Source organism: Paenibacillus sp. Y412MC10 (genome assembly GCF_000024685.1).
Taxonomy (GTDB): domain Bacteria; phylum Bacillota; class Bacilli; order Paenibacillales; family Paenibacillaceae; genus Paenibacillus_AQ; species Paenibacillus_AQ lautus_A.
In genome coordinates, this window is sequence record NC_013406.1 from 3851616 (window position 1) to 3875244 (window position 23629).

16 protein-coding genes are annotated in these 23629 nt (G+C 47.2%); 11 read left to right on the forward strand and 5 right to left on the reverse strand.

Going from position 1 to position 23629, the window contains the following annotated elements; all coding sequences use genetic code 11:
• The first annotated feature begins 261 nt into the window (after window positions 1–261).
• Both GYMC10_RS16535 and GYMC10_RS16540 read left to right on the forward strand, forming a co-directional pair.
• Window positions 262–1143, forward strand: coding sequence for an ABC transporter ATP-binding protein (locus GYMC10_RS16535; RefSeq protein ID WP_015735563.1), 882 nt, complete (start codon window positions 262–264; stop codon window positions 1141–1143).
• 23 nt (window positions 1144–1166) lie between these two features.
• Window positions 1167–2780: an ABC transporter permease gene (locus tag GYMC10_RS16540; protein WP_015735564.1), complete on the forward strand. Its 1614-nt coding sequence runs from the start codon at window positions 1167–1169 to the stop codon at window positions 2778–2780.
• A 234-nt stretch (window positions 2781–3014) separates the two neighbouring features.
• On the opposite strand, the gene GYMC10_RS16545 is transcribed toward GYMC10_RS16540, so the two are convergent.
• Window positions 3015–3416 carry a DUF6223 family protein gene (locus GYMC10_RS16545; protein ID WP_015735565.1) on the reverse strand — a complete coding sequence of 134 codons (402 nt, stop codon included), beginning with the start codon at window positions 3414–3416 and terminating at the stop codon, window positions 3015–3017.
• A 629-nt stretch (window positions 3417–4045) separates the two neighbouring features.
• Here GYMC10_RS16545 and GYMC10_RS16550 point away from each other — a divergent pair.
• From GYMC10_RS16550 to GYMC10_RS16560, 3 genes are all read left to right on the forward strand, one after another.
• Complete coding sequence (locus GYMC10_RS16550) at window positions 4046–4732, forward strand: response regulator transcription factor (protein WP_015735566.1); 687 nt, start codon at window positions 4046–4048, stop codon at window positions 4730–4732.
• Window positions 4729–5865: a sensor histidine kinase gene (locus GYMC10_RS16555; RefSeq protein WP_015735567.1), complete on the forward strand. Its 1137-nt coding sequence runs from the start codon at window positions 4729–4731 to the stop codon at window positions 5863–5865. Before GYMC10_RS16550 ends, GYMC10_RS16555 begins: the two co-directional genes overlap by 4 nt.
• Window positions 5866–6143: 278 nt before the next feature.
• Window positions 6144–9224: an FIMAH domain-containing protein gene (locus GYMC10_RS16560; RefSeq protein WP_015735568.1), complete on the forward strand. Its 3081-nt coding sequence runs from the start codon at window positions 6144–6146 to the stop codon at window positions 9222–9224.
• Window positions 9225–9338: 114 nt separating this feature from the next.
• On the opposite strand, the gene GYMC10_RS16565 is transcribed toward GYMC10_RS16560, so the two are convergent.
• From GYMC10_RS16565 to GYMC10_RS16580, 3 genes are all read right to left on the reverse strand, one after another.
• Window positions 9339–11120: a S41 family peptidase gene (locus tag GYMC10_RS16565; RefSeq protein ID WP_015735569.1), complete on the reverse strand. Its 1782-nt coding sequence runs from the start codon at window positions 11118–11120 to the stop codon at window positions 9339–9341.
• A gap of 744 nt (window positions 11121–11864) precedes the next feature.
• Window positions 11865–13289 carry a response regulator gene (locus GYMC10_RS16575; protein ID WP_015735571.1) on the reverse strand — a complete coding sequence of 475 codons (1425 nt, stop codon included), beginning with the start codon at window positions 13287–13289 and terminating at the stop codon, window positions 11865–11867.
• On the reverse strand, window positions 13286–15031 hold the full coding sequence (locus tag GYMC10_RS16580; protein WP_081746262.1) for a sensor histidine kinase: 1746 nt from the start codon (window positions 15029–15031) through the stop codon (window positions 13286–13288). Before GYMC10_RS16580 ends, GYMC10_RS16575 begins: the two co-directional genes overlap by 4 nt.
• 364 nt (window positions 15032–15395) lie before the next feature.
• On the opposite strand from GYMC10_RS16580, the gene GYMC10_RS16585 reads away from it, so the two are divergent.
• The 4 genes from GYMC10_RS16585 (at window position 15396) to GYMC10_RS16600 (ending at window position 19889) form a co-directional block, all read left to right on the forward strand.
• The gene (locus GYMC10_RS16585; protein WP_015735573.1) at window positions 15396–17096 is read left to right on the forward strand and encodes an extracellular solute-binding protein; all 1701 of its coding nucleotides are present in this window, start codon (window positions 15396–15398) and stop codon (window positions 17094–17096) included.
• Between the two features lie 97 nt (window positions 17097–17193).
• Window positions 17194–18084, forward strand: coding sequence for an ABC transporter permease (locus tag GYMC10_RS16590; protein ID WP_015735574.1), 891 nt, complete (start codon window positions 17194–17196; stop codon window positions 18082–18084).
• A gap of 65 nt (window positions 18085–18149) precedes the next feature.
• Window positions 18150–19040 carry a carbohydrate ABC transporter permease gene (locus tag GYMC10_RS16595; protein ID WP_015735575.1) on the forward strand — a complete coding sequence of 297 codons (891 nt, stop codon included), beginning with the start codon at window positions 18150–18152 and terminating at the stop codon, window positions 19038–19040.
• 462 nt (window positions 19041–19502) lie between these two features.
• The gene (locus GYMC10_RS16600) at window positions 19503–19889 is read left to right on the forward strand and encodes a hypothetical protein (protein WP_015735576.1); all 387 of its coding nucleotides are present in this window, start codon (window positions 19503–19505) and stop codon (window positions 19887–19889) included.
• Between the two features lie 173 nt (window positions 19890–20062).
• Here GYMC10_RS16600 and rarD read toward each other — a convergent pair whose 3' ends face one another.
• The gene (gene rarD / locus GYMC10_RS16605; RefSeq protein ID WP_015735577.1) at window positions 20063–20941 is read right to left on the reverse strand and encodes an EamA family transporter RarD; all 879 of its coding nucleotides are present in this window, start codon (window positions 20939–20941) and stop codon (window positions 20063–20065) included.
• Window positions 20942–21528: 587 nt separating this feature from the next.
• Between rarD and rsgA the strand changes: the two genes are divergently transcribed.
• Together rsgA and GYMC10_RS16615 are read left to right on the forward strand one after the other, a co-directional pair.
• Entirely contained in the window at window positions 21529–22545 is a 1017-nt protein-coding gene (rsgA, locus tag GYMC10_RS16610) for a ribosome small subunit-dependent GTPase A (RefSeq protein WP_261979273.1), read from the forward strand.
• Window positions 22542–23558 carry a phosphotransferase gene (locus tag GYMC10_RS16615; RefSeq protein ID WP_015735579.1) on the forward strand — a complete coding sequence of 339 codons (1017 nt, stop codon included), beginning with the start codon at window positions 22542–22544 and terminating at the stop codon, window positions 23556–23558. The genes rsgA and GYMC10_RS16615 overlap by 4 nt, the downstream gene beginning before the upstream one ends.
• Window positions 23559–23629 lie beyond the last annotated feature (71 nt).

The following is a 23629-nucleotide window of genomic DNA, read 5'->3' on the forward strand; positions in this document are numbered from 1 at the left end:
AATTTTCCTTCCTATTTATTATATAGCGAAATTATGAATTATCAAACTCATAAGAGTTTTAAACTTTAGTTTTTTTGCATTGACTATGCCAATAAACGGGTGTATAACTGAAGTTGTAAATGAACTTTGGTTTAAAACAAAGCATATTCAGCGAATATATGAACTATTTCTAAATAATTAGTTCATTATTTATCAAGATGAAGCTTTGCTTTAGACTGGAAAGCACGTTACTAAAACTGGTTAAGAAGGAGTTTTAGTGCTATGACAAACATTGTAAAAGTGCAAGGCTTGCAAAAAAGCTTCGGGAAATTCAAAGCATTGCATGACGTGTCATTTACGGTAAATGCCGGGGAAGTTGTCGGATTTATCGGACCGAACGGTGCTGGGAAATCCACAACGATTCGTACGCTGCTCGGGATCATCCAGCGGGATGTCGGGGATGCGAAGATCTTTGGCAAGGATGTATGGAAGGACAGTCTTGAGATTCATAAACGAATTTCTTATGTTCCCGGGGACGTGGCGCTTTGGGGCAGCTTAACAGGCGGCGAAATCATTGATTTGTTTATGAAATTGCATGGCGGCGGAGACAAAACGAAACGCGACTATTTAATTAAACGGTTTGAATTGGACCCTAAGAAGAAAGCCAAAGGCTATTCCAAAGGAAATCGGCAAAAAGTCGGCTTGATCGCGGCTTTATCTGTTGATTCCGATTTGTATATTTTCGACGAACCGACCTCCGGCCTTGATCCGCTGATGGAATCCGTCTTCCAGGACGAGGTCGAGAAAATCAAGCTCGCGGGAAAAGCCATCTTGCTGTCCTCTCATATTTTGAGCGAAGTGGAACGACTGGCCGATAAAGTAGTTATTATTCGCCAAGGCAAAGTAGTTGAAACCGGAACATTGGATGAGCTGCGCCACTTAACCCGTTCGACAGTAACTATGGTAACGCAAGGCGATGTGGCTAAGATGGCAGCCGTTAACGGTGTCCATGATTTCAAGCAATCCGGCAATCAAGCGACATTCTCGGCGGATAACGAATGTATCAATGATATTTTGACCGAAGCGGTAAAATTGGGCGTCAAGAAATTTGAATCCGTGCCGCCTACGCTGGAAGACTTATTCATGCGTCATTATGAAGTCTAAGAGCGGAAACGGAGGAGACTAGGATGCAAGAAAAATTTGCGCGTTCGCGTGTACTGTTCGTCCAATATCTGAAACGTGATTGGAAAAAAGTCATCATCTGGGTTATAGGTTTAGGCTTGTTTTCAGCCGGATTTGTTCCGGCATTTGAAGAAATCGGCAAGGGGCAAGGATTGCAAGGAATGTATGAAACTCTGCAAAATCCTGCCATGATTTCCATGGTGGGTCCGACACCGATTGAGACCGCAGCGGATTATACTTTAGGCGCGATGTATGCGCACGAAATGCTGTTATTCTGCGGTTTGTTTGCGATGATTATCGCTGCATTGCATGTGGTAAGCCATACTCGCAAAGAAGAAGATCTTGGGCTTACTGAACTCGTACGCTCCTTTCAAGTAGGTCGTCAAGCCAATTCGCTTGCGGTGATTGCCGAAGTCGTTATGATCAATATTGTATTAGCGCTCGTGATTGGCGGAATGATGACTAGCTATGGCGCAGATACGATTTCGGCCGAAGGAGCCCTTTTGTTTGGCGCATCCATCGGGATGGCCGGGATTCTGGGAGCCGTGATTGCCTTAGTTATGGCGCAAATTATGCCGACCTCATCCGGAGCAACCGGTTCATCGCTCGGAATAGTAGGCTTGCTTTATATTTTTCGCGCCAGAACGGATGTGTCGAATCCTGATCTCTCCATGATCAATCCGATGGGTTGGACGTATCTAACCTATCCATTTACGGGAAACCATTGGGTCCCCCTGATTGTGGCGATAGTCTTCAGCGTCATTGTCGCGATCATCGCTATTGCCCTTGAAGGCGGTCGAGACATGGGGGCCGGTTATTTGTCCGAACGAGAAGGACGTGAATCGGCAAAAAAATCATTGCTGTCCGTACCCGGCCTGTTTACCAAGTTGAACAAAGGCGTAATGATCAGCTGGTTGATTGCTTTCGTCATCATGGGAGCAGCCTATGGTTCGATTTATGGAGATATGCAGACGTTCCTAGAAAGCAATGAAATTCTGAGTCAAATGTTTACGATATCCGGCGTTTCCATCGAAGAAGCCTTTACCGGAACCATTATGATGGTCATGACCGGAATGGTTTCCATCTTGCCGATTGCAATCGTAAACAAACTGTTCTCGGAAGAAACGCGGCTGCATTTAAGTCAGCTTTATGCGACCAAAGTGACGCGAGCCCAGCTCTATTGGACGAGTGTCATGTTGGCCATCGTTGCTGGAATCGTGGGCATGTTGCTCGCTTCAAGCGGTCTTGGCGGGACGGCGATTTCGACCATGGGTGACCGCTCGTCCATGAAAATGTGGGATTTTATCGCCGCTGGTTATAACTTTCTGCCTTCCATGTTGTTCTTTACGGGACTTGCCGCTTTGGCTTTAGGCTGGGCGCCAAGACTGGGTAAAGCCGTTTATGCGTATCTTGGCTATTCTTTTGCATTAAACTACTTTGGCGGCATTTTGGAGTTGCCGGAATGGTTCTCGAAAACAGCCGTTCAAAGCTGGATTCCGAGGATGCCGGTTGATCCGTTTGATGCTGCCACCTTTATTGCTATCTCAGCAATCAGTATTGCCTTTATGGTTTTGGGCTTTGTCGGATATCGCAAAAGGGATATGGTTGAAGGAGCTTAACCGATAAATAAACTGATCTCATACTTTGATATAAATGGAACAGAAAACGGGCTGAATCCTGTATATTCAGCCCGTTTTTTTCATTTACGAAGTTTATCTGTATAACTAACAATATTGCCAAACTGCTCGCCCGCCATTATTCGCTGAAACGCGGTAGTGCTTCATCCATCGCGTAGATCCGCCCATTGGCTTAAATCACCTTTAAGTATTGGAATAGGAAGCATCATTGTCGGGTCAGCCGGCGCGGCGGGAGAGGACCAGAGTTAGCCCAGCGAGGATCACACCGATCAGCCCCATTACAATAGCAATGATCGCCCCAGCTCTCCCGGCGCCGGTACCGAAATCACCAGTGAATATGGTCAAATGCACTATAGCGTAGACTAAGACGATCAGCCCTAATACCATGGCCACGATCGACCCGTTTCGCCCACCATTTCCGGTACGACGTACGGAGCGGGCCAGAGACAGCCCACCGATGACCGCGCTGATCAGGCCCACCACCGCGTCCATCGTGGCCCAGAGTCGCCCGGGGGTTAATCCGTATCCGACATTACCGTTGGTCACTTCAGCAGAGGCAATAGTTGGAGCAAGTAGAAATGCACAAAGCATTACGAATGTAACTAGCTTCAATTTCATTTGTTAATTACCCCTCTCGGTTGTTTCTTCATCATTTGCAAGGAGACTTCATGAGTTTGATAGGAGTTCCTGCTAGATCAACTAGTAAGATCTGTTTACCACCAAAACCTGGCGACAATATCATTGCGGGTACGTAGGCCCGCTTTAAGCAGGGTTCTCCTCCTAGATTCTCATTTCTGGCCTAGACGTTCCAACGATCAGTACACTCGTCCGTATGCAATGACTGTGCTGAACTCAGCTAATTCAAACGTTTTTGTTTATTTAGATCTGATCAAGCACTGTCGTACTTCCGTTCTACTCAATTGTTACGGAATTGCCGGATAATCCCCCCCTTAATGCCGAGTTCAAACAGCGCTTTCTCAATCGATATCGTATACAATCCGCAGTTCATCCTTCCGTTTTCAAAAATTACGTTTCTCAGAATCCGATTCCCATATTAATTGTCCTTGTTGTTCTTCGCGGCTATCTCTCTCCTTTCACAGCCAGTTTACAAAACAAATGTCGAGAACTTATGCAGATCTTCCGCTCTTTGTGTGGATTTCTTTAAGAACCTACCTAATCACGTTATAATTTTCGGTAAGCGGCGTGTACTCGCTATGGAATCAAACTAAGGGAAGGATGTGATGGGAATGGAACCGAAATTGTTGATTGTGGAGGATGAACCGGGAATGCTGGAGGAGATGCAGACCTATTTGCAACGTGAAGGGTTCAAGGTATTGACAGCCTGTACCGGCAAGGAAGCGCTCATGATCGCCCGGTCTGAGCGGCCTGATCTCGTCGTGCTTGATTGGATGCTCCCGGAAAAAAGCGGAATCGACGTATGCCGCGAGATAAGACAAACCTCGCATTGCGGCATTATTATGGTCACGGCCCGATCGGACGAATCAGATAAAATCGTCGGTCTGGAAATTGGCGCGGATGATTATTTGACGAAGCCGTTCAGCTTGCGCGAGCTCGCATCGCGCATCAGAGCTTTGCTTCGCCGTTTACGCGGACCCGAAGACAAGTCGATATTCTTGGAAAGAGACAACCTGATCATTTCCGAGGCCAAATGTCAGGTATTCAAAGACGGTCAGGAACTCCAATTGACACCTACCGAATTCAAAATTCTGTTCACACTCGCGGGTCGTCCCGGCATTGTCTTTAGCCGTTTGCAATTGTTAAAGGCTGCTTTGGAGGATGAGTACATGGGATACGAAAGAACGATGGATTCCCATATCCGGAATCTTCGCCGCAAACTGGGAGACGATCCTGCCAATCCTCGATATATTCAAACGGTATATGGTTTCGGTTACCGGTTCGGTGAACGTACATGAAGATGACGGTCCGCATGAAAATGTTTGCCTGTATGGGACTGATCGTTTTCATTGTAAGCATCACGTTCTCCCTGACAACGCAGGTTTACACAAGCGGCTTGATCGATCAATTTCAAAGGGAACAAATCGATGCCAACTATTTGAGCGCATCGCCCGAAGAGCAAATCGAAATTTTTAAATCTTATATCCTTGACAATATGCAGCTGAACGAACTGCTTAATGTCACGCACGGCGTGCGCTTGTTCTTTTTTGTTGCGATCGGGTTGTTCTTCAGTTATTGGATGTCGGGGGTGCTTACCCTCCCGCTCAAAAAACTTATAGCCGCCATAGAGCGCGTGGCGCAGGGTGACCTGAATGTCAAAGTACCTGTAGACACGAAAGATGAGTATGGGAAAGTTGCCCAAACGTTCAACGATATGACGTTCCGTCTGCGTGAAGCCGAAGAGACCCGCAGGCGACTGGTGGCCGACATTGCTCACGAGCTTCGCACGCCGCTCTCCGTGATGCAGCTTAAACTGGAGAATTATCAGCAGGCCGGTCATCATGTCCCCCCGGAAATGCTGCTTCGGCTTCACGATGAGGTAATCCGGCTCAGTCAGCTTGTGAACGATCTTCATATATTGTCGCTGGCCGAATCGGGCCGGTTGTCGCTCGAACGCAAACCGCTCGATCTGACGATGCACCTAGAACGAGTTGTGGACGACGTGAAATACGAAGCAGAAGAAAACGGTTTAGACGTTTGTCTTTATACGATTTCGAGTCCGGTTACCGTTATGGCCGATGCGAGACGGATCACGCAGGTATTCATTAATTTGCTGACTAATGCGATTCGTTACACGCCTCGTGGAGGGAAGATTACTGTTGAAATCGAAGACCGGGTCTTTGATAGGAATGCGTTCTTTGCGTGTGTCTCGGTGATCGATACCGGCATCGGAATACCGGCGGAAGAGCTGCCCTACCTATTCGATCGATTTTACCGCGTAGACGAAGCGCGCTCAAGGCATACAGGCGGTACGGGGCTCGGGTTATCTATCGCCCATCATTTTGTAAGAGCCCACGGCGGGTTCATCCGCGTTGCGAGTCAGTCTGATGAAGGTACTACATTTACCGTTTTTCTGCCTATAGGGCGATGATGTCTATAAAAGTTGATAACTCGGCATATAAACTTGCAGGAATTCCATTTACGTTCAATATCCTCATATATCCAGGTCTGGTAGCTTTATAAGGCTGAGACAAGACCTTTGGGGAGAGTATAGGCACAGCATATTTATAGAGAATTTAAAGACATTGACATTATATATGGCCCCTCATATAATCTATTTACATTTTTACCACTATTGAACTAGAAAGGAGAACGCAAACAACAAAATCAAATAGTTTATCGAAATTTACCGCATAAAGGAGGAAATTCATGAATTCCTGGATTAAAAAAACGGCCATCCTGTTAACTTATTCCTTAACTTTAAGTTCACTTGTACCTTTTGCTTCTGGATTTGCCCAGAGCTCCACCATGATGGTCTCCAATTCCTCTCCCGTCATTAACAACGCGGGTTTTGAAACCTTGGGAAGTGGTAGTGAAATACCGGGCTGGACTTATTATTGGTCACCACTGACTGACGAATATTCCATCTCGATCACAGATTCCAAAAGCTATGAGGGAAACTACGCTTTAAAGATGGTCGATGGAGGGCCAAAGTCACTGGGATTAATCAGTTCTTCCGTTCCGGTCACGGAAGGAATCAGTTATGTCACCTCCGTGAAAACCTGGCTGGAACAGGGTTCGGTGGCGATGATTGTTTATTACTACAATGCCGATAATAAGGAAATCAGCAACAGCCGCTCCTCCCTATCCTCCGTAAGCAGCGATTGGTTGGACTTTACGCATGAAAGCGTCGCGCCAGCCGGTGCCGTTACAGCCAAGATTATGCTGTACTCCGGTGCTGCCGGCTACAGTACCGCCTATTTCGATCATATGACCGTGTCCGCATCCACTGCAGCAGATATCCCCGTTGCCTTCGGGGATCCGATTGACCTGGGAGCCGCGACGAAAACGGTCAAAACCAGCGGGGCCGCCATGGCGAACGGCGAGGTTTACTTTGCAACGAATGGAACGCCTTCGACTTTCTATGCACTGGATGCCTCAACCGGCGAAGTCATCTATTCCTCTCCGGTCCAAGGCGTGAACACGGTATACGGTGTAGCAGCCGGTTCCGACGGCAATGTCTACATATCCGGCGTGGAGAACGGCATGCTGTATCGTTATTCCCCTGCCGCGAAAACGTTGGAGTCTGTAGGCGTCAATCCATCTGAAAAGCTGGTCTGGGATTTGGCAGCCACCTCGGACGGCAAAATTTACGGGGCCACGTACCCAAACTCCAAAATCTTCGAGTATGATATTGCTTCCAATCAATTCCGTGATCTCGGAAGCGTTCGTGAGGACGTCATGTACGCTCGAGGAATCGGTGTGACCGAGCAGTATATCTATGTCGGGGTGGGAAACCCTGCTTATTTATACAAGATTGATCGTCAAACAGGTGAACAATCTGAAGTCAAGCTCCCGAACTCAGGAGACAATGACATGATCGCCGACATCTGGTCGTATAATGGAAAGCTGTTCGTACGGTCCGGTGCTACTACCCTGTTTATTTTGGATGAAGAAACCGAAGAAGTGCTTCAATCTCTCCCTTGGCCTTCTCCAACCCGTTTTGACAGTATGATCTCCCCTCCTTCCCCACTGGACAGAGATCTGGTGTATTTCCGGAATGTAGTTAACAGTGAACTAGTCACCTATAATACGGCAACCAATGAAATCATCCCTTTAGAGGGTGTCGTTCTGCCAAATTCAACGGTGCGGGCCTATGATTGGGTTACTCCTCAAACCGGGCATAAAGCCGGCAAAACCTTGCTGGCCATGGTAACAGAAAAGCTGGAATACGTATTATTTGATCCTGAAGATCGGTCTGTCGAAACCATTATGCCTGAAATTGAAGCGGAAGGCATTGATATTCAGAGCATGGAGATGGGGCCGGAAGGGAAACTGTATATGGGCGGCTTCCATACAGCCTTATCCATCTTTAATCCAGTTTCCAATGCGTATGAACTACAGGAACGTGTCTTTCCACAAATCGAAGGGATCGGCTTTTTAAACGATAAAGTATATTTCGGCACCTATGGGGGGGCTGTCATCTACAGATACGATCCATCCCAACCGTACAAGAAAGACGTCAATCCTTCGCTCGCATTCAATATTGAGGATGGTCAGAGCAGGCCGTTCGCTTTTGCTTCAGGCGACGACCAGCTGTTCATCGGAACGATCGCCGACTATGGTCTCGTTAAAGGGGCATTGACCATGTACGATGAACCAACCGATACTTGGACCACCATTCCGGATATTGTGGAGAATCAAAGCGTGATGTCCGTTGCCTATAAAGACGGTCTGGTCTATGGAGGAACAACGATCCATGGTGGCGGAGGCTCGACCCCCGCAGCTTCGGAAGCCAAAATGTTTATTTTTGATCCCAAAGCCAAAAGCAAAGTTAAGGAGTTCTCCCCTGCGATCCCCGGCATGACATCCCACCAGCTAATCGGTGACCTGAAGGAAGGGCCAGACGGGCTTTTATGGGGTGTGACTTGGGGTAAAACAGCTTCAGGAACCACCGTATATTCCGTCTTCGCTATGGACGCAGCATCACAGGTGATCAAAAAGAGCAAGCTGTTATATCCGAATACCCCGTCCGGAAGTACATGGAGACCTTATTTTCTCCGTTTTGGCGACGATGGTCTGCTCTACACCACGGTCGGTCGTACTCTAACGGTGATCAATCCGGAAACAATGGATTCCCAAAAAATAGCGGACAGCGTCAACCTCATGACCTTGGCAGAAGATGGCGGAATTTATTATGCGGAAGGCTCCCATCTCAAGAAGCTCCCAATCGCCTTAAAAGAAGTCGCATTGAATTTGGATGAATCGTTACTCACTGTTGGAGACCAGGCACAGCTTGTGCTGAGCGGAACCCTGTTTAATGGAAAATCCGCAGACTTGGCCAAAGCTTCGATCAACTATAAGAGCTCTGACGAAGGCATCATCACCGTGTCCGATTCTGCTACCATACAAGCTATAGGTGCCGGGAGGGCAGAACTACAGGCCACGGTTGTTCTGAACGGTATCACCGTACTCTCCAACTTGGTAGTGGTTGAAGTCCGTGCGACAGCGGAACAATTGACAGAGAAACTTCAACAGGAATTCAATCTTCGACTGGCTTCGGGCGAGATTCTTAAGCCGCTCGCGAATCAATTGGAGAACAGCCTGAAGCAAACCGAACATCAATTGCTCAAAAAACATACGACTCAGGTCATCCACCATCTTGAGAAATTCACCCGAGATCTTGCAGATCCGAAAATGAATGACTATATCGTTCCGGCCGCCAAGGAGGCATTGCTGCTCCAGGCTGCGGAGCTGCTGAATATCTTAAATCAACAATTGGACAGTTGAAATCGATGCTAGAGTTAAGCCTAAACAGCGTGTACCTATCGGTACACGCTGTTTGCGTGGATGAATTCATTACCTTTAGGCTTTCGTGCATGTAGCCATTTGCCTCGCCTTTGTTTAATAATCAGCTTTAATTATTTCTACGGCCTTCTCAACATACTCGTCCCTACCTTCCATCATTCCTTCAATGGTTGGATCAAGACGAATATCAGGCTGCACTCCTATTCTTTGCGTTGGTTTTTTATCTGGATAAAATACTCCTCTTCCACTTATTGCAGTTTTTATATTTCCTGGTAGAGTAAATATAACTTTATTACCGTCAGCTCCGGCAGTAGGCCTCCCAAGAACTATTGAATTTTCTGTATTTCTCAGCGACATCGTTGTAAATTCACCGTTACTTATCGTATGTTCATTGATTAACATCACGAGTTTTCCTTTGTAAACCTCGTCATTTATATTTTGAGGCTTCCCTGAGAAAATATGCATATAATAAAATTCACCTGGTATTGCAGGATTAGGATATGACAATTTGGCAAACTCTTTTTCGGAAGGGATCAGATATTGAGCTAATTTATAGGAAAGTTCGCTAGTAGGGTAGTTTCTAAGATCAAGAATTAAACCTTTTGTATTCCACCATTCCTTCATGAGTTTATCAATCTCTCCTTCTTCCAACAAACCGGCATTGATATAGTAGATGTCTCCATTCTCCATTGCTTGCGATTTCGTATCAACAAAGAAATTAAACCATTGTCGATAGCCTGTTGCACTTATTTTCATCGTATTTCCCTGTCGGATAACGGTAACGTCAGTATTCTTCTGTTGAGTTCGGAATAATGCAGGAAAGAAATGAGCTGACGTGTCTTCTCGAGACTGTGATATATATTTTCTTCTATTTTCTAATAATTCATCGATACTATCGTCGCCAACGTTTAGCACAATGTCTCCGACTTCAAGTCCACAATCGTTAATTACTTTACTGATAACAATCTGATTATTAATTTCGATAAAGTTTACGGGAAGCTGATACAATCCAAAATAGTCAGTAACAGTCTTTCTGTTTTTGCCCAACAAATAGGCATGAGAATCATGTATTCTAGTTGTCAGTTCTGCTAAGGTCATGTAATAGGAGTCATAATCAGACCCATCTATCATTTTAGGGATAAATTCCAGAAGCACTCGATCCCAATCCTCTTCGATGACATCTTTATAAGGATAATAATATTCAATAATATTCCAATAGCGGAATAAACCAAGTAATCTGTAGCCTGTATCATCAAATTTCATATTTATATAAGAGTTTTCATTATGCATACTCGGATGGGGTGAATCATCCTTAAAACTCACGTATGCATGTTCTCGGTCTGAAATGTTCGAATTCAAAAGCATTGATAATTCAAGACTCAGATCTGCTCCGAGATATTCCTCGTCCTTGGACCAATCTGTAGTTGGTCTGAGATGTTTATAATCCTCGGGAATTTGGTATAGCTGTTCAAGAGCCCCGGGGACGTTCTCATTACCTAACGTATGAACCCACTCATAGAGGATTGAGTTCACATCCGAATTTTCATCTATAATAGAAGGCATCACACGAAAAAGCTCATAATCCCAATTTATTTCCCCAGATACAACCTTAGGATGGTAATATTTCACCAATCCCCATACCTTACTGAGCTTAGCGATATCCTCGATCTTCTGTTCAGAAAGGCTGGAAAATTTCATTCCACTTCCTTGGTCGTACTCCTGCCCCTGCTCCTGCTTCTGCTTCTGCTCTTTCACTTGCTCTTTCACTTGCTCAAGCTGATGAGCCTCCTGTGATGCAAAACATCCTGCAGTAATGAGGATAAACAATACACTGATAAACACAAAGAACATCCGGTCTCTTCTTTTTTTTAGTCTCACCTTTTTCCACCTTTCAGCTCAATAATTTATCTCTTTAGTCATTCTTGCAAATCTAGGACCTGCTTCGCCTTTCTAACACGTGGAATGTTAATATATTACATATTATATAAACTATCCCTCGAAATCTCTAGTGCAAATAAAAAGCCCAGCCTATATATTCTCCTAGGCTTGGGCGTATGTTGATCCGATTGATTACTCTTTCCTCAACATTGCTGAAGCATTTGCCGTAGTAACCTTCAACGAATTCCCTTCCCCCTTCAAAGGTATAGCTGTAGCGTTTGAAAAAATGGGGGGCTATAATATATATCATATTTGATAAAATTGTACATGACATAGATAAGCCACCTGGTTCCTTTCCAAGTGGCTTATTGATCTTGCTACATATTTGATTTTCTTCGTTTTATTCCTTGGAAAATCAGCATTAACGCCATGAAGAAGAATAAAGTATTGACTGAACTTAGAGGCTGTTTTCCTAAAAAATCCTTAATAATAAGATACGATTGGATACCCAAGATAATCGATGCATATAGAAAATACATATTGGATTTGTCTTTAAATTTCCGGCCAAGTAGCTTAATTATCATTGTAAATGCAATGGCATAGATAGTGATTATCCCAACAAGAATAAGAGCTAAGATTGATAAGTTCATAATATCAATCCCTTCCATTTATTGATAATTACATTTTATCACAGTGATTGTTTGTAACAAAATAATTTTAGTATTTCAGGAGTTTAACTAGTGCCTACCTCGCCTTATACCGCTGTCTATATTCGCTCGGCAGCATGCCTGTCTGCTCTCGAAAAGTTCTGCTGAAATATTTCTCATCCTCGTATCCGGTTTGCTTGGCAATCCAGACAATTGGCCTGGCCGTCTGTTCCAGATATTCCCGAGCCTTATCGATCCGTACCTTGCGCAGATATTCATTGAAGGAGTAGCCAACGATTTCTTTGAAACATTGATAGAAGTAGCTTCGGCTCAGATTGACCCGCTTCGCGACATCGATAGCGAATAACGGCAACTCAAGTTCGTCGTGCACGATTTTGACCGCCGTCATAATGCTACCGCTCACTTCGGGGCTCAGCTGCAGGCTGCCTGACAGCGTCATCCCATTTTCCCTGAATTGTTTCAGCCAGTCCGCAACCTCCCGCCAGCACGTAAATGTGTCAGGCATCTTGATATCATCAGGTTGTATCGCTCTATAAAGCCGGTTCCAGTCAACCATACATCCATAGATCCATTGCATTAGCTTGGAGACGGGTATACGCAGTTCTTTCAATCGACTGCAAAGCTTATCAAAGGCTTCATCGTCATGGACCCATGTGAAGGCGTGTAGTAATTCCTTTACAGTGGCCGTCTCTTCTTCTCCCGGTTCAGGACGTTCCGCCATCAGCTCCATGACAGACTTCTCAATCGGATAGGGCTCATTGCCGTCGCAGTCGTAGAAAAAATCTCTGCTCCTGTAGGCCCGTATTCGTTGAAGCAGCTCGGATGGAGATAAATCGGCTGTATGCCGTAGCCGTACCATATGCCATCCGGTGCTGCACGTTCCGTCTGGAAGCGGCGGCAACGGTTCTTCTTCGTCATTGCCATGAGACTGAACCTCCTTGGGACGATCCGTCAGCCACATCAGAATAGATCCATCCGCTTCGGCTGTCCAGCCCAATGAAACGCAATCCGCTACCATTCTGCTTGTTAATGGCTCATCCGGGTACGTCAATAGCGCATACGCCGTATCGCAAGGACAAGCCGCTACTATCGAATCCGACTCATTCTTGTGCTTCTGCTTCACTTCCTCAATGCGCGAGTGAATGCGCTGAAACACTTCTTCGAACTGTTCTTTTTCAAGCTCAACCTTGGCAATGTAATCAATGGCACCCAGTCTCAGCGCTTCCTGGATGTATTCAAAATCCTGATGAAGAGTCAGCACGGCGATCGCGATATTCGGATATTGCTTGCGCACAACCCGAATTAACTCTATGCCCGACATCACCGGCATGGCCAGATCGGTCATTAACAGATCTACCCGATTCGCCTTCAGAAAATCGAGCGCCTTCTCCCCGTTGGCAGCTTCGCCTACAACTCTCATTCCGAACGATTCCCAGGGCAAAAAAGACATCAGTCCCTTACGTACAAGCTTGTCGTCGTCTACGATGAGAACATGGATCATTTCGTTAAATTCTCCTCCTCGATTTGTATCGAAATGATGATGCGGGTACCTTTGCCAAGCTCGCTTGTCACCGTCAGACTCGCTTTCCCTTCGTAATGAAATTCTAACATTCGTTTGACATAATTCAGTCCGATTCCCATTCCCACTCGATGGCGCTCAGTCTGTTCCTGCTCAAGCAATGCCTCAATCTTTTCCTCAGAGATCCCCCCGCCGTTATCTCGAATTTCGATCTCAAGTCTGTCATTCTTTCTAACCACCACCTCGATTCTGCCGTTATCATCTAGACCGTGATACAGCGAATTTTCAACCAACGGCTGCAGAATGAATCTAGGAACCGTCACTTCGAGTAATGCGTCGTCCACGTGAATATTGACATCGAACTGAAAATTGTATCGAATCTGCTGGAGAATGAGATATTGCTTCAGTGAATCAATCTCATCCCTGATCGTCGCGACACTGTTGCCTTTGCGGAGATTGTAGTAAAGCAGTTTGTTCAGCGAAGTGACAAGCCTGTCGATCTCCTCCTGACCGTTCATAACGGCTAGCCAGTGCGCGGTATCCAGCGTATTCATCAAAAAATGCGGATTAATCTGATACTGCAGCTTCTCGATCTCCAGATCCGCTCTGCGCTTCTCTTTGGCCTTGACTTCAGAATACAGCTGCGTAATCTGAACCTTCATATGTTGAAATTGGTTTAACACCATCTCAAATTCCGGGATGCGCGATTGCGTGGCAGCCGCATTAAAATTGCTGCCCGCAATCGATTTGATCTCCTTATTAAAGCGCGACAGCGGCCGGTACACCATTTTCCATAGAAGCCAGCCAATGGTCAGACTGACTACAGCGAACAGCAGCGCCAGCCCCAGCATCTGCATCATCCAGCGATTTTTCTCACGGTTGTAGTCGGATTTCGCAATAAGCGAGACCACACTCCAGCCCTGATTGCTGACTTGTCGATACCAATAATAGTCGGACGTAATACCTGTTACCAGGGAAGGCGCTAGAGCGTCCGAAAATATTGAATTTTCAGGAAAGATATCTTGAAGCTCGCTGTATGAAATTCTTCCGTTGTTGTCCAGAATTAAATGATTGGCATGCTTGCTGACTTCATCCAAATCAAGAATGCTCTGCGTCAGCTTGAAACCGGACTCAATGTAAACATAGGCATCTTCCCTCTGCGGCAAATCAACCTTTCGCAAGGCGGAAAGCACATATTGATTGTTGAATCGATCTTTACTGATATGCGGTCCAAAATAGGTAATGCCATAATACGCTGCTATGATGGGAAGGCCATCGATATCGAATGGCTGTTTCATGCCTGTATTCTCAAAAAGAGTGGTCTGATCGTCGCGTAAATAATACAGCGTTAATCCGACATTGGGATTGGTGAACGTGATTAAATTCAGCTGGTTTTTGATTTCATCCGTCAGATAACTCCGGTCGTACGGCTGCTTCGCCATCAAAAACTTCTCAAGCTGCCTACCGACATTCCCCTTAAAGGTCAGTTGTTGGGAAACGTGATTCAGATTGTCCAGCGTGTTCTCAAGCGACAATCGGACCTGCTTTAAATTGCTTTGAATGCCGGATTGCAGCTTCGTATTCAGAATGGATGTAATGGTGTTGTATGACAGATAACAGGTGCAGATGAAAGGGATCAATGTTGCTGCGGCAAACAGTAAAAGAATTCGATTTTTCAAGGTCAATCGCTTCAGGCGGGACTTCCAATCCTTTTCCGGTTTCATCGTTTCATCCCCATCGATTATCGACTCCTCCTCTCTTTGAATCATATGGTCTATGACGTGCATAATCAGAAACAGGCGGAAAAATCTTTCTAGAATATAACACAAATTAAAATGATTATTGAGCAAAGATTTCAATAAATCAGGTGCCAAATCCGTTAACGTTCAATTGAAAAAATCACGGGTAGACAAATGTCTTCTCCTTAGTGGGTGAAATGTCCAACCACCCGCAGCAGCCGTAAATTTTTGTACATATGACCCCCTCATTTAGAAACCACCTTCTATCCTTGAAGGCGGTTTCATTGTGTTACAGTTAAATGGTCCATACGAATAGTTATTCCATTCATCTGAAAGAAGGGGTGTAATTATGAAAAACAAGTCAAAGACGTTAGCGCTTTTACTGGCCTGTTTTCTCGTTCTAGCAGCTTGCAGCAATCCAACGAATAACACGCCGGCTGCACCGGAGAAAAGCGCGGAGTCAAGCGAACCCGCCGATCCATTTGGCCGCTACGAAGAACCTGTCCAGATCAGCATCAGTATCGAAATCGATCCCACCGATAATGAATTGCCTCCTGGCGACACGCCGCTCGACAATCAATACACTCGTCAGATTAAGGAAGCGCTTAATGTGGACGTCGATCATCAATTTGCTGCCTCTGGCCAGAATCTTCGTCAGAGAATTAGTCTCGCCATTGCAAGTAACGATTTACCGGATGCTATGGTCGTCAATGCCGTTGAGCTGCGCCAATTGGTCGAAGCCGACCAAATTGCTGATTTAACGGAGGTGTATGAGCAATATGCATCCCCGGATATAAAGACAATCATTGAAAACACCAACGGTGCTGCCTTGGATGCAGTAACATTCGATGGCAAAATAATGGCCCTCCCGGGTGTGCAAGCCAATGCCGATGGCATTCACCTCTTGTGGATCCGGCAGGACTGGCTGGATAAGCTGAACCTTGAACCGCCAACCACGATGGCTGAACTTGAGGAAGTCGCCCGTGCTTTCGTCGAAAATGATCCTGATGGTAACGGTCAGCGCGATACGATTGGGATCACCGGACCGGAAAGTGGTGGCAAGCTGTATGCGAACTTCCTTGAGTCGAAGAACAATTTATACGGTTTTGACGCCATTTTCTCCGCGCATGACTCCTTCCCTGGATACTGGCTCGAGGGCGAGGATGGCAGCCCTGTATACGGCTCAATCCTGCCGGAGACTCGTGAGGCGTTAGCTAGTTTAAGAGATTTGTATTCCAAGGGACTTATTGATCCAGAGATGGGTGTTCGTAACAAAGCGGATGAGCCCATTATCGCCGGAAAATCCGGAATGTTCTTTGCGCCATGGTGGATGGCTTACGGCCCGCTAACCAATGCCGTAAAAAATGATGCCGAAGCCAATTGGCAGGCTTATGCTCTGCCTTTGAATCAAAATGGCGAATTTAGACCACATGCCGCTACACCTTCTACTGAGTTTGTGGTGGTTCGGAAAGATTACGAGCATCCGGAAGTTCCTATGAAATTGCTAAACAATCTGTTTAAAAACGAGCAAGAGAACACCTTTGACCCGAGCAAAGGCGGTCCTGGTTATTATCCGCTCCGCGTGGTTTACGCACCATCCGACGAAATTGAATTTACAGTCAAAGCCCTCCGTGACGTGCTGGCAGGCAATAAAACCGCCGAGGATTTTGCAAATGACAAGGCCTACAAACTGCTGCCTTCGGACATCGCAAGCATCAAGACGATCAAAAACGAGCCTTACGATTCCATGGATCTTTCAACATGGAACCCTGAAGCGAACTGGGGAGCATGGACTCGATCGTACTCCATCATGGTGGGCGGCAGGCCGCTGGTTGATACCGAGTTTGAGGAGGTGCCCAGTCTTCTGTATGAGCAGACACCGTTAATGGAGAGCCGTTGGGTGAATCTGCGCAAGTTAGAGGACGAGACTTTCCTGCGCATCATCATGGGGGCGGCTCCTCTGGAAACATTCGACTCCTTCGTCGAGAACTGGAAACGTCAAGGCGGCGACCAGATTACCCAGGAGGTTAAGGACGCGCTTGCGCAGTGATCTTAAGGCATACAACGAACCATAATAGCCAGAGCTCCCGGCAGCCGTCAGGAGCTCTGGAACACTCGATGCAGGATTCGGGGAAGGGAGTGCTGTCATGCGTATGAAAGGCTTCGCCAAACATTATTATCTGATGCTGATCCCGGGATTTCTATGGCTGTTCGTCTTCAGCATCGTTCCGATGTTCGGCATCATCATTTCGTTCCAATATTTTAATCCAGGCAAAGGTATCCTGGGCTCGGATTGGGCAGGGTTTGAGCACTTCAAGTATATGTTATTGCTGAAGGATACACAGGAAGTCTTCAGCAATACGCTTGTTATCGCGTCCATGAAGATTGTCGCCAATCTGATTGCGCCTCTGTTGTTTGCACTCATGCTCAATGAGCTGCGTCTGATGATTCTCAGACGCTGGATTCAGACCATCGTCTATCTGCCCCACTTTTTGTCTTGGGTTATTCTGGGGGGCATTGTACTCGATCTGTTCTCCTATAACGGACCCGTCAATCAACTGACTGCCTTGTTCGGATTCCAGCCTAAACTGTTCTTTGCCGACTCCCAACTGTTTCCGTTCCTCGTTGTCGGTAGTGACGTCTGGAAGGAATTCGGTTTTGGCACCATTATCTATCTTGCCGCGCTTACCGGGATTAACCCGGCACTGTACGAAGCTGCCAACATCGATGGCGCAGGACGCTGGAGAAGTCTCTGGCATATCACTTTGCCCGGGATCCGCACGACAGCCGTATTGCTTACGGTACTCAGCTTGGGTAATGTGCTTAACGCAGGCTTTGACCAGATCTTCAATCTGTACAACCCGCTCGTCTATTCTACAGGTGATATTATTGACACCTGGGTCTATCGTACAGGTTTGCTTAACCTGCAATATGAACTTGCGACCGCCGTCGGCCTGCTGAAGTCCGTTGTGGGCTTCCTGCTGATATCCGTCTCGTATTATCTGGCTTACCGTTTTGTTAACTATCGCATATTCTAAGGATTCATCCTGTTGAAAATCTATATAAACCAATCCCATTCCAACTAGTGTAGGAGGTGCTGACCGTGGTCAGAGACCGGACGTTCGGCAACCGTGTGACGGATATTATTCTGATTGTTGTCCTGATAGGCATTACGTTGTCATGCATCCTGCCGATCTGGTACACCCTCTCCCTTTCGCTTAGCTCCAACTCTGCCGCTGCAGCCGGTAAGGTCTGGCTATGGCCGGTCGATTTCAATCTCAACGCATATGCCCAGATTCTCAATGACCAGCAGTTCTTCCGGTCCTTCTGGACCTCGACCCAGCGAGTGCTGCTGGGGGTTATGCTCAATTTTATCATGGTTGTGCTCATGTCTTACCCGCTCTCGCGGACAGCGAAAGAGTTCAAGGGGCGCAATGTATTCATGTGGATTCTCATTTTCACGATGTTGTTCAACGGTGGACTGATCCCGCTGTATCTGACGGTCAAAGAGCTCAACATGCTGAACAGCATCTGGGCACTTGTCCTGGTCGGCGGCGCGCAGACACTCGTCTTCAACGTCATCCTCACGATGAACTTCTTCCGCAACCTGCCCAAGGAGCTGGATGAAGCTGCCCTTGTCGACGGCGCGGGACCATGGTACATCCTGTTCAAGATCTACATCCCGCTGGCCGTGCCGGTGCTGGCGACCGTCTCGCTGTTCAGTATCGTGTATCACTGGAATGAATTCTTGTATGGCCTGATCTTCATGTCCCGTGAGCAATTCTATCCACTCCAGACGTATATCCAGCAGCTTGTCGTCTCGGTCGATCCATCGACGATGTCCGAGGACCAATACCGTCGCTTGTCTGAGTTATCCAACCGGACACTCGATGCCGCCAAGATCTTCATCGCGATGCTGCCTGTCCTCATCGTCTATCCGTTCCTCCAGCGCTTCTTCATTCACGGGATTACGCTGGGTTCGGTTAAAGAGTAGCTCCGCCACCCAGGACAACAGCTTTCAGAGATCCGAGCCATTTTCTTTACATGAATATAAAAATATACGAAAACAGGCGCTGGGAGTACGTATCATCCCTCCCATCGCATGTGCTTTGTTTATCCTATGTACAGACAACCTCATTATCTTGGTTGTCTTTTTTTAATTCTACAAATATCCCCCTAATGGCTGACCTTCGTATGGTTCACCGTGTGTTAATCGCTTCACTTCGAGACCGTCCTCGATCGTTTTTCATAAAGATTTCAAACAGACGAAATTTCACGTAAAACACAATGTATCGTCATAAGTTCACAACATGAATTTGTTATTTTATAACGGTAAATAAGAACGCTACGGATTAGAAATTCAGAAACGAACATTAAGCCGACCCATCCGCTTTCGAGAAAATCAAGAATTTTGGTCCTCAGATCGTTCAATCACACCAGAAAGGAATTGTTTATAATGAAAACGTTCGATATCGTGAAAGAAAATTTGTTGTTTATTCTTGGACTTGGCGCATTAGCTCTAGTGAGGCCCATAATGAAGATGACGGGGATCATGGATCTGATCGGACAACAATTCGGCAGCATTCTCATGACGATTCTTATTTCCATAGCTTGGCTCGTTATCGTTTTAATTAAGAAACCCGCTTCTCCAGTGGTCATTCTTAGTTTTGCGGGTATGAGTTATGCCTTATATGCCGTCATCCTTAGCGGCTTAGTCTCTCCGCTTCTTGATGGAAAATTACAAGGTCCATTAACTAATCCGTTCGCTCTTGTAAGTGTCTTTACTATAAATGCGATATGGGGATTCATCGTTGGATTCATTGCCAAAACACTTCGTCGTTAACGTTTGATATAACTGTTATCTCTTCCCGCCATCTCTCGAATCCTTGACGTTGTAATTGTCATCGGCGCTGACGTCAGCAACTTCAGAGAAACGGAATATGTAACGGAAAACGGCCATCTCCGCCCCTATCGGACGGAAATGGCCGTTATGTCTGTACCTTGACACCCTTACCGTCAGCTCGCCTTCGCGAGTTTCGTGCTGCGAACCGATGCCACAGCGTATACAACGAGCGCTGTCCAGATGAGCGCGAAGCCGATAAGCAGAACCGGCGAGACCGATTCCTTGAACACGAATATGCTCAGTAACAGCATGATCGTCGGCCCGATGTATTGTACGAAGCCGAGCGTGGATAGCGCCATCCGGGCGGCCGCCCGCGCAAAGAAGAGCAGCGGCAGCGCCGTTACCACGCCGGATAGAAGCAGCTCGACGAACACCGGCGCAGGCAGCGTCCATGCCGTCGTCTTGCCCACGGCGGCCAAATAGATCCAGTAGCCGATCGCGACGGGCAGGATTACAGCCGTCTCTGACAACAAGCCTACAGAAGCGTCCTGCACGATCTTCTTCTTCGCGAGGCCGTACAAGCCAAACGATACAGCCAACGAGATCGCGACCCACGGGAACCGCCCGTAGTCGATGGCGATGATGAGCACCGCGGCGCCAGCGATGGCAATCCCGAGCCATTGGCCGCGGCTAGGCTTTTCACGAAGGAAGACGACCGCTAACAGAACGTTCAGCAACGGATTCAAATAATAGCCGAGACTTGTCTCGACAACATGGCCGTTGTTGACCGCCCAGATGAAGATGAGCCAATTCGCTGCGATCAGCAGTCCGCTGGCGGCGAGCGACAGCAGGAGCGAGCGGCTAGTCGCAACCCGCTTCATGTCACCCCAGCGTCGCTGGACGGCGACGAGAATACCCATGAAGACGAACGTCCAGACAACCCGATGCGACAGAATTTCGCCTGCCGGCACATTTTCAAACAACTTCCAATATAGCGGGAGAACCCCCCACATGATATACGCGATAATAGCGTTAACCAACCCATTGTTCATTATGATTTCTCCTCTTCTAGCTCCGATGTCTTAACGGATTATACGCCTCGATCCTCGCTTAAGTAAAGCAAATAATTCGTGTCCGATAGCAGACAGTCACGCTCTTGTTCGATTCTCGTTGTATTTTGAGCTATCGTTTTCCGTTCGTTCGCAGACTCGATGAAGCAAGCAGCTGACACATTCTGCGCTGTTAGTCATTGATTATTTTTCCAAAATAGGTTATTTTATAGACAGCTTAGCGATAAGCAAGTTCCTACAACGAAGGGAGATGTGTTTTAATGGCGACTACTTATATGGTGGTTTGGTCTTAAAACTGAATAGCAGGCATACGCGATTAAAGCGGGACAACGCCCGTATTATTTGGTGTGCCATTCAAAGTAACCTTTCGTGAATATTGCTGTTTGCGAGATACGATGAATGTCGTATCTTTTTTGCGTCCTGATGCCGCGCGACAGCAGCTTCTTTAGAGGCTGCTTGTCCGTGGCATTTTTGCGTCCAAAAAACAACATTAAAGGAGCTAACAAAAAACTATGATGGATTTGAAAACTTATGGCTACACAGAAATAGAAGCAATTCAAGGCGGCTTATTGCCCGGCAGGGTGACGGAGCTTCGGCGCGAGCGCTTCAGGGTCATGACCGAGCGAGGCGAGGTAACGGCGGTGCTCAGGGGGGCGTTCTATCACAGTGCGGAAACGCGAGTAGACTTTCCTTGCGTCGGTGATTTTGTTTTGCTGCACTACAACGAAAGCGGAGATTCTCTCATCGACAGGGTACTGCCCCGCCGCTCCAAGTTCTCACGCGCGGATTACTCAGGGCATGCCGCAGGCTATGCCAAAACCGTGCGGGAACAGGTCGTTGCAACCAACTTTGACTATGTATTTATCCTTTCTTCTCTGAATTGGGATTTCAATGTTACCCGTATCATGCGCTATCTGACACAAGCCAGGCAGAGTGGCGGCCAGCCGGTCATCATTCTGACCAAGGCTGATCTCGCCCCAGATTATAATCTCCTGCTCGCAGAAGTCACACAAAGCATCCCCGATGTGCCGGTTCACGCGATCTGCAGTCATACAGGCCTGGGGATGAACGAACTCGATCCCTACTTGATGCCTGGTAAAACGGTCGTCTTTCTCGGCATGTCCGGGGTTGGTAAATCGTCTTTGCTCAATGCGTTGATAGAACAGGACGTAATGAAGGTTCAGGCAATCCGGGAGGTCGACAGCCGGGGGCGGCATACGACAACGCACCGTCAGCTGTTCATGCTGCCCTCCGGTACGATGGTTATTGATACGCCGGGTATGCGTGAGCTTGGGATTTTTGATGCCGACGAAGGCATACGCGCAAGCTTTACCGATGTGGAGGCATGGTTCCCGCAGTGCCGATTTACGGATTGCCGCCATCAGGCCGAGCCGGGCTGTGCCGTTCTTGCCGCGCTTGCCGACGGTTCATTGCCGCGTGAACGGTGGGAGCATTATGTGGCCCAGAAGCATGAGAACAAGTATGTCCAGGATAAAACCAGCTACCTCATCGACAAGAGGGCTCGAAACCAAACGAACGCCATGTGGAGCAAGCAAACGAAAAAAAACGGAGGATGGAAGATATGAATATTCAATTCGAAACGCTGATCTATGCCTTGAGCCGACAGTTCAAGAAGGATATCATCTCGGCCGACTGCCAAACCAAGCCGTTACAGGGCGGAACTGTGGGAAATGTGTACCTGGTAACGGGGATCGCCGATACCGCGGATGGCGAACAATTGCCGTATCGTATCGTGCTCAAAATCCAGCAGAAATGGGAGCGTTACGGCGATCCGGGTTCATGGCGCCGGGAATATGATCTTTATGCGTCTGACTTGGGAGCGACGTTCTCGGATGCCTTCCGCTGGCCGACATGTTATCACGCCGAGATCAATGCCGAGGAAAATGAATTCCAGCTGTGGCTGGAATATATCGATGGCGTAACCGGTTTAGATTTGACCGGTGACATGTATGAACAGGCTGCGCTGGAGTTAGGACGCTATCAAGGCAAGCTGTATGCGGAGCAGCCCGCTGTGCTGCAGAGCCTGACCAACCTGAGCCATGCGGATCTCATGAAGAATACGTATCTCCATTACCGGTCTTGGCCGGTCGTCTACGATTATATACGCTCGGAGAACTGCGATTTCCCGCAGCACGTGCGGCAAATGCTCATCGACATCGATGAGCATGCAGACGAGATTCTCGACCGCATCGAAAAATTGCCTCTCGTGCTATGCCACCGGGACTTCTGGGTGACCAACCTGATCTATGCCGACGGGAAAATCGCACTCATTGACTGGGATACATCCGGATGGGGCTACCTGGGCGAGGACCTCGCAAGCCTGATTGCGGATGAAGCGGATATCGATCACATGGTCGAAAACTACCAGCGTTGTGTCCCCGCGTATTACAAAGGCTTTTCGGAATATGCGGATGTACCCCCTATCGCCGAACATTGCGTCTACGAGCTGATCCTTCTCGGCTTCGGATACAGGCTTGTGGAGTGGTATCTCCACACAGAGGACGATGACGAAAAGACGAAGCATTTCCATACGCTCCAAAAAATCCATGAAATGAAGACCACCCCTGTACTGGGTTGACTCTAAATAAAGAACTCCGAAAACCCTTGAATATAGTGGGTTTTCGGAGTTTCTTTCATAACTCCCATTCG

Coding starts and splice junctions, on each gene's coding strand:
- GYMC10_RS16535 (WP_015735563.1), top strand. CDS start 262: ATGACAAACATTGTAAAAGTGCAAGGCTTGCAAAAAAGCTTCGGGAAA.
- GYMC10_RS16540 (WP_015735564.1), top strand. CDS start 1,167: ATGCAAGAAAAATTTGCGCGTTCGCGTGTACTGTTCGTCCAATATCTG.
- GYMC10_RS16545 (WP_015735565.1), bottom strand. CDS start 3,416: ATGAAATTGAAGCTAGTTACATTCGTAATGCTTTGTGCATTTCTACTT.
- GYMC10_RS16550 (WP_015735566.1), top strand. CDS start 4,046: ATGGAACCGAAATTGTTGATTGTGGAGGATGAACCGGGAATGCTGGAG.
- GYMC10_RS16555 (WP_015735567.1), top strand. CDS start 4,729: ATGAAGATGACGGTCCGCATGAAAATGTTTGCCTGTATGGGACTGATC.
- GYMC10_RS16560 (WP_015735568.1), top strand. CDS start 6,144: ATGAATTCCTGGATTAAAAAAACGGCCATCCTGTTAACTTATTCCTTA.
- GYMC10_RS16575 (WP_015735571.1), bottom strand. CDS start 13,289: ATGATCCATGTTCTCATCGTAGACGACGACAAGCTTGTACGTAAGGGA.
- GYMC10_RS16580 (WP_081746262.1), bottom strand. CDS start 15,031: ATGAAACCGGAAAAGGATTGGAAGTCCCGCCTGAAGCGATTGACCTTG.
- GYMC10_RS16585 (WP_015735573.1), top strand. CDS start 15,396: ATGAAAAACAAGTCAAAGACGTTAGCGCTTTTACTGGCCTGTTTTCTC.
- GYMC10_RS16590 (WP_015735574.1), top strand. CDS start 17,194: ATGCGTATGAAAGGCTTCGCCAAACATTATTATCTGATGCTGATCCCG.
- GYMC10_RS16600 (WP_015735576.1), top strand. CDS start 19,503: ATGAAAACGTTCGATATCGTGAAAGAAAATTTGTTGTTTATTCTTGGA.
- rarD (WP_015735577.1), bottom strand. CDS start 20,941: ATGAACAATGGGTTGGTTAACGCTATTATCGCGTATATCATGTGGGGG.
- GYMC10_RS16615 (WP_015735579.1), top strand. CDS start 22,542: ATGAATATTCAATTCGAAACGCTGATCTATGCCTTGAGCCGACAGTTC.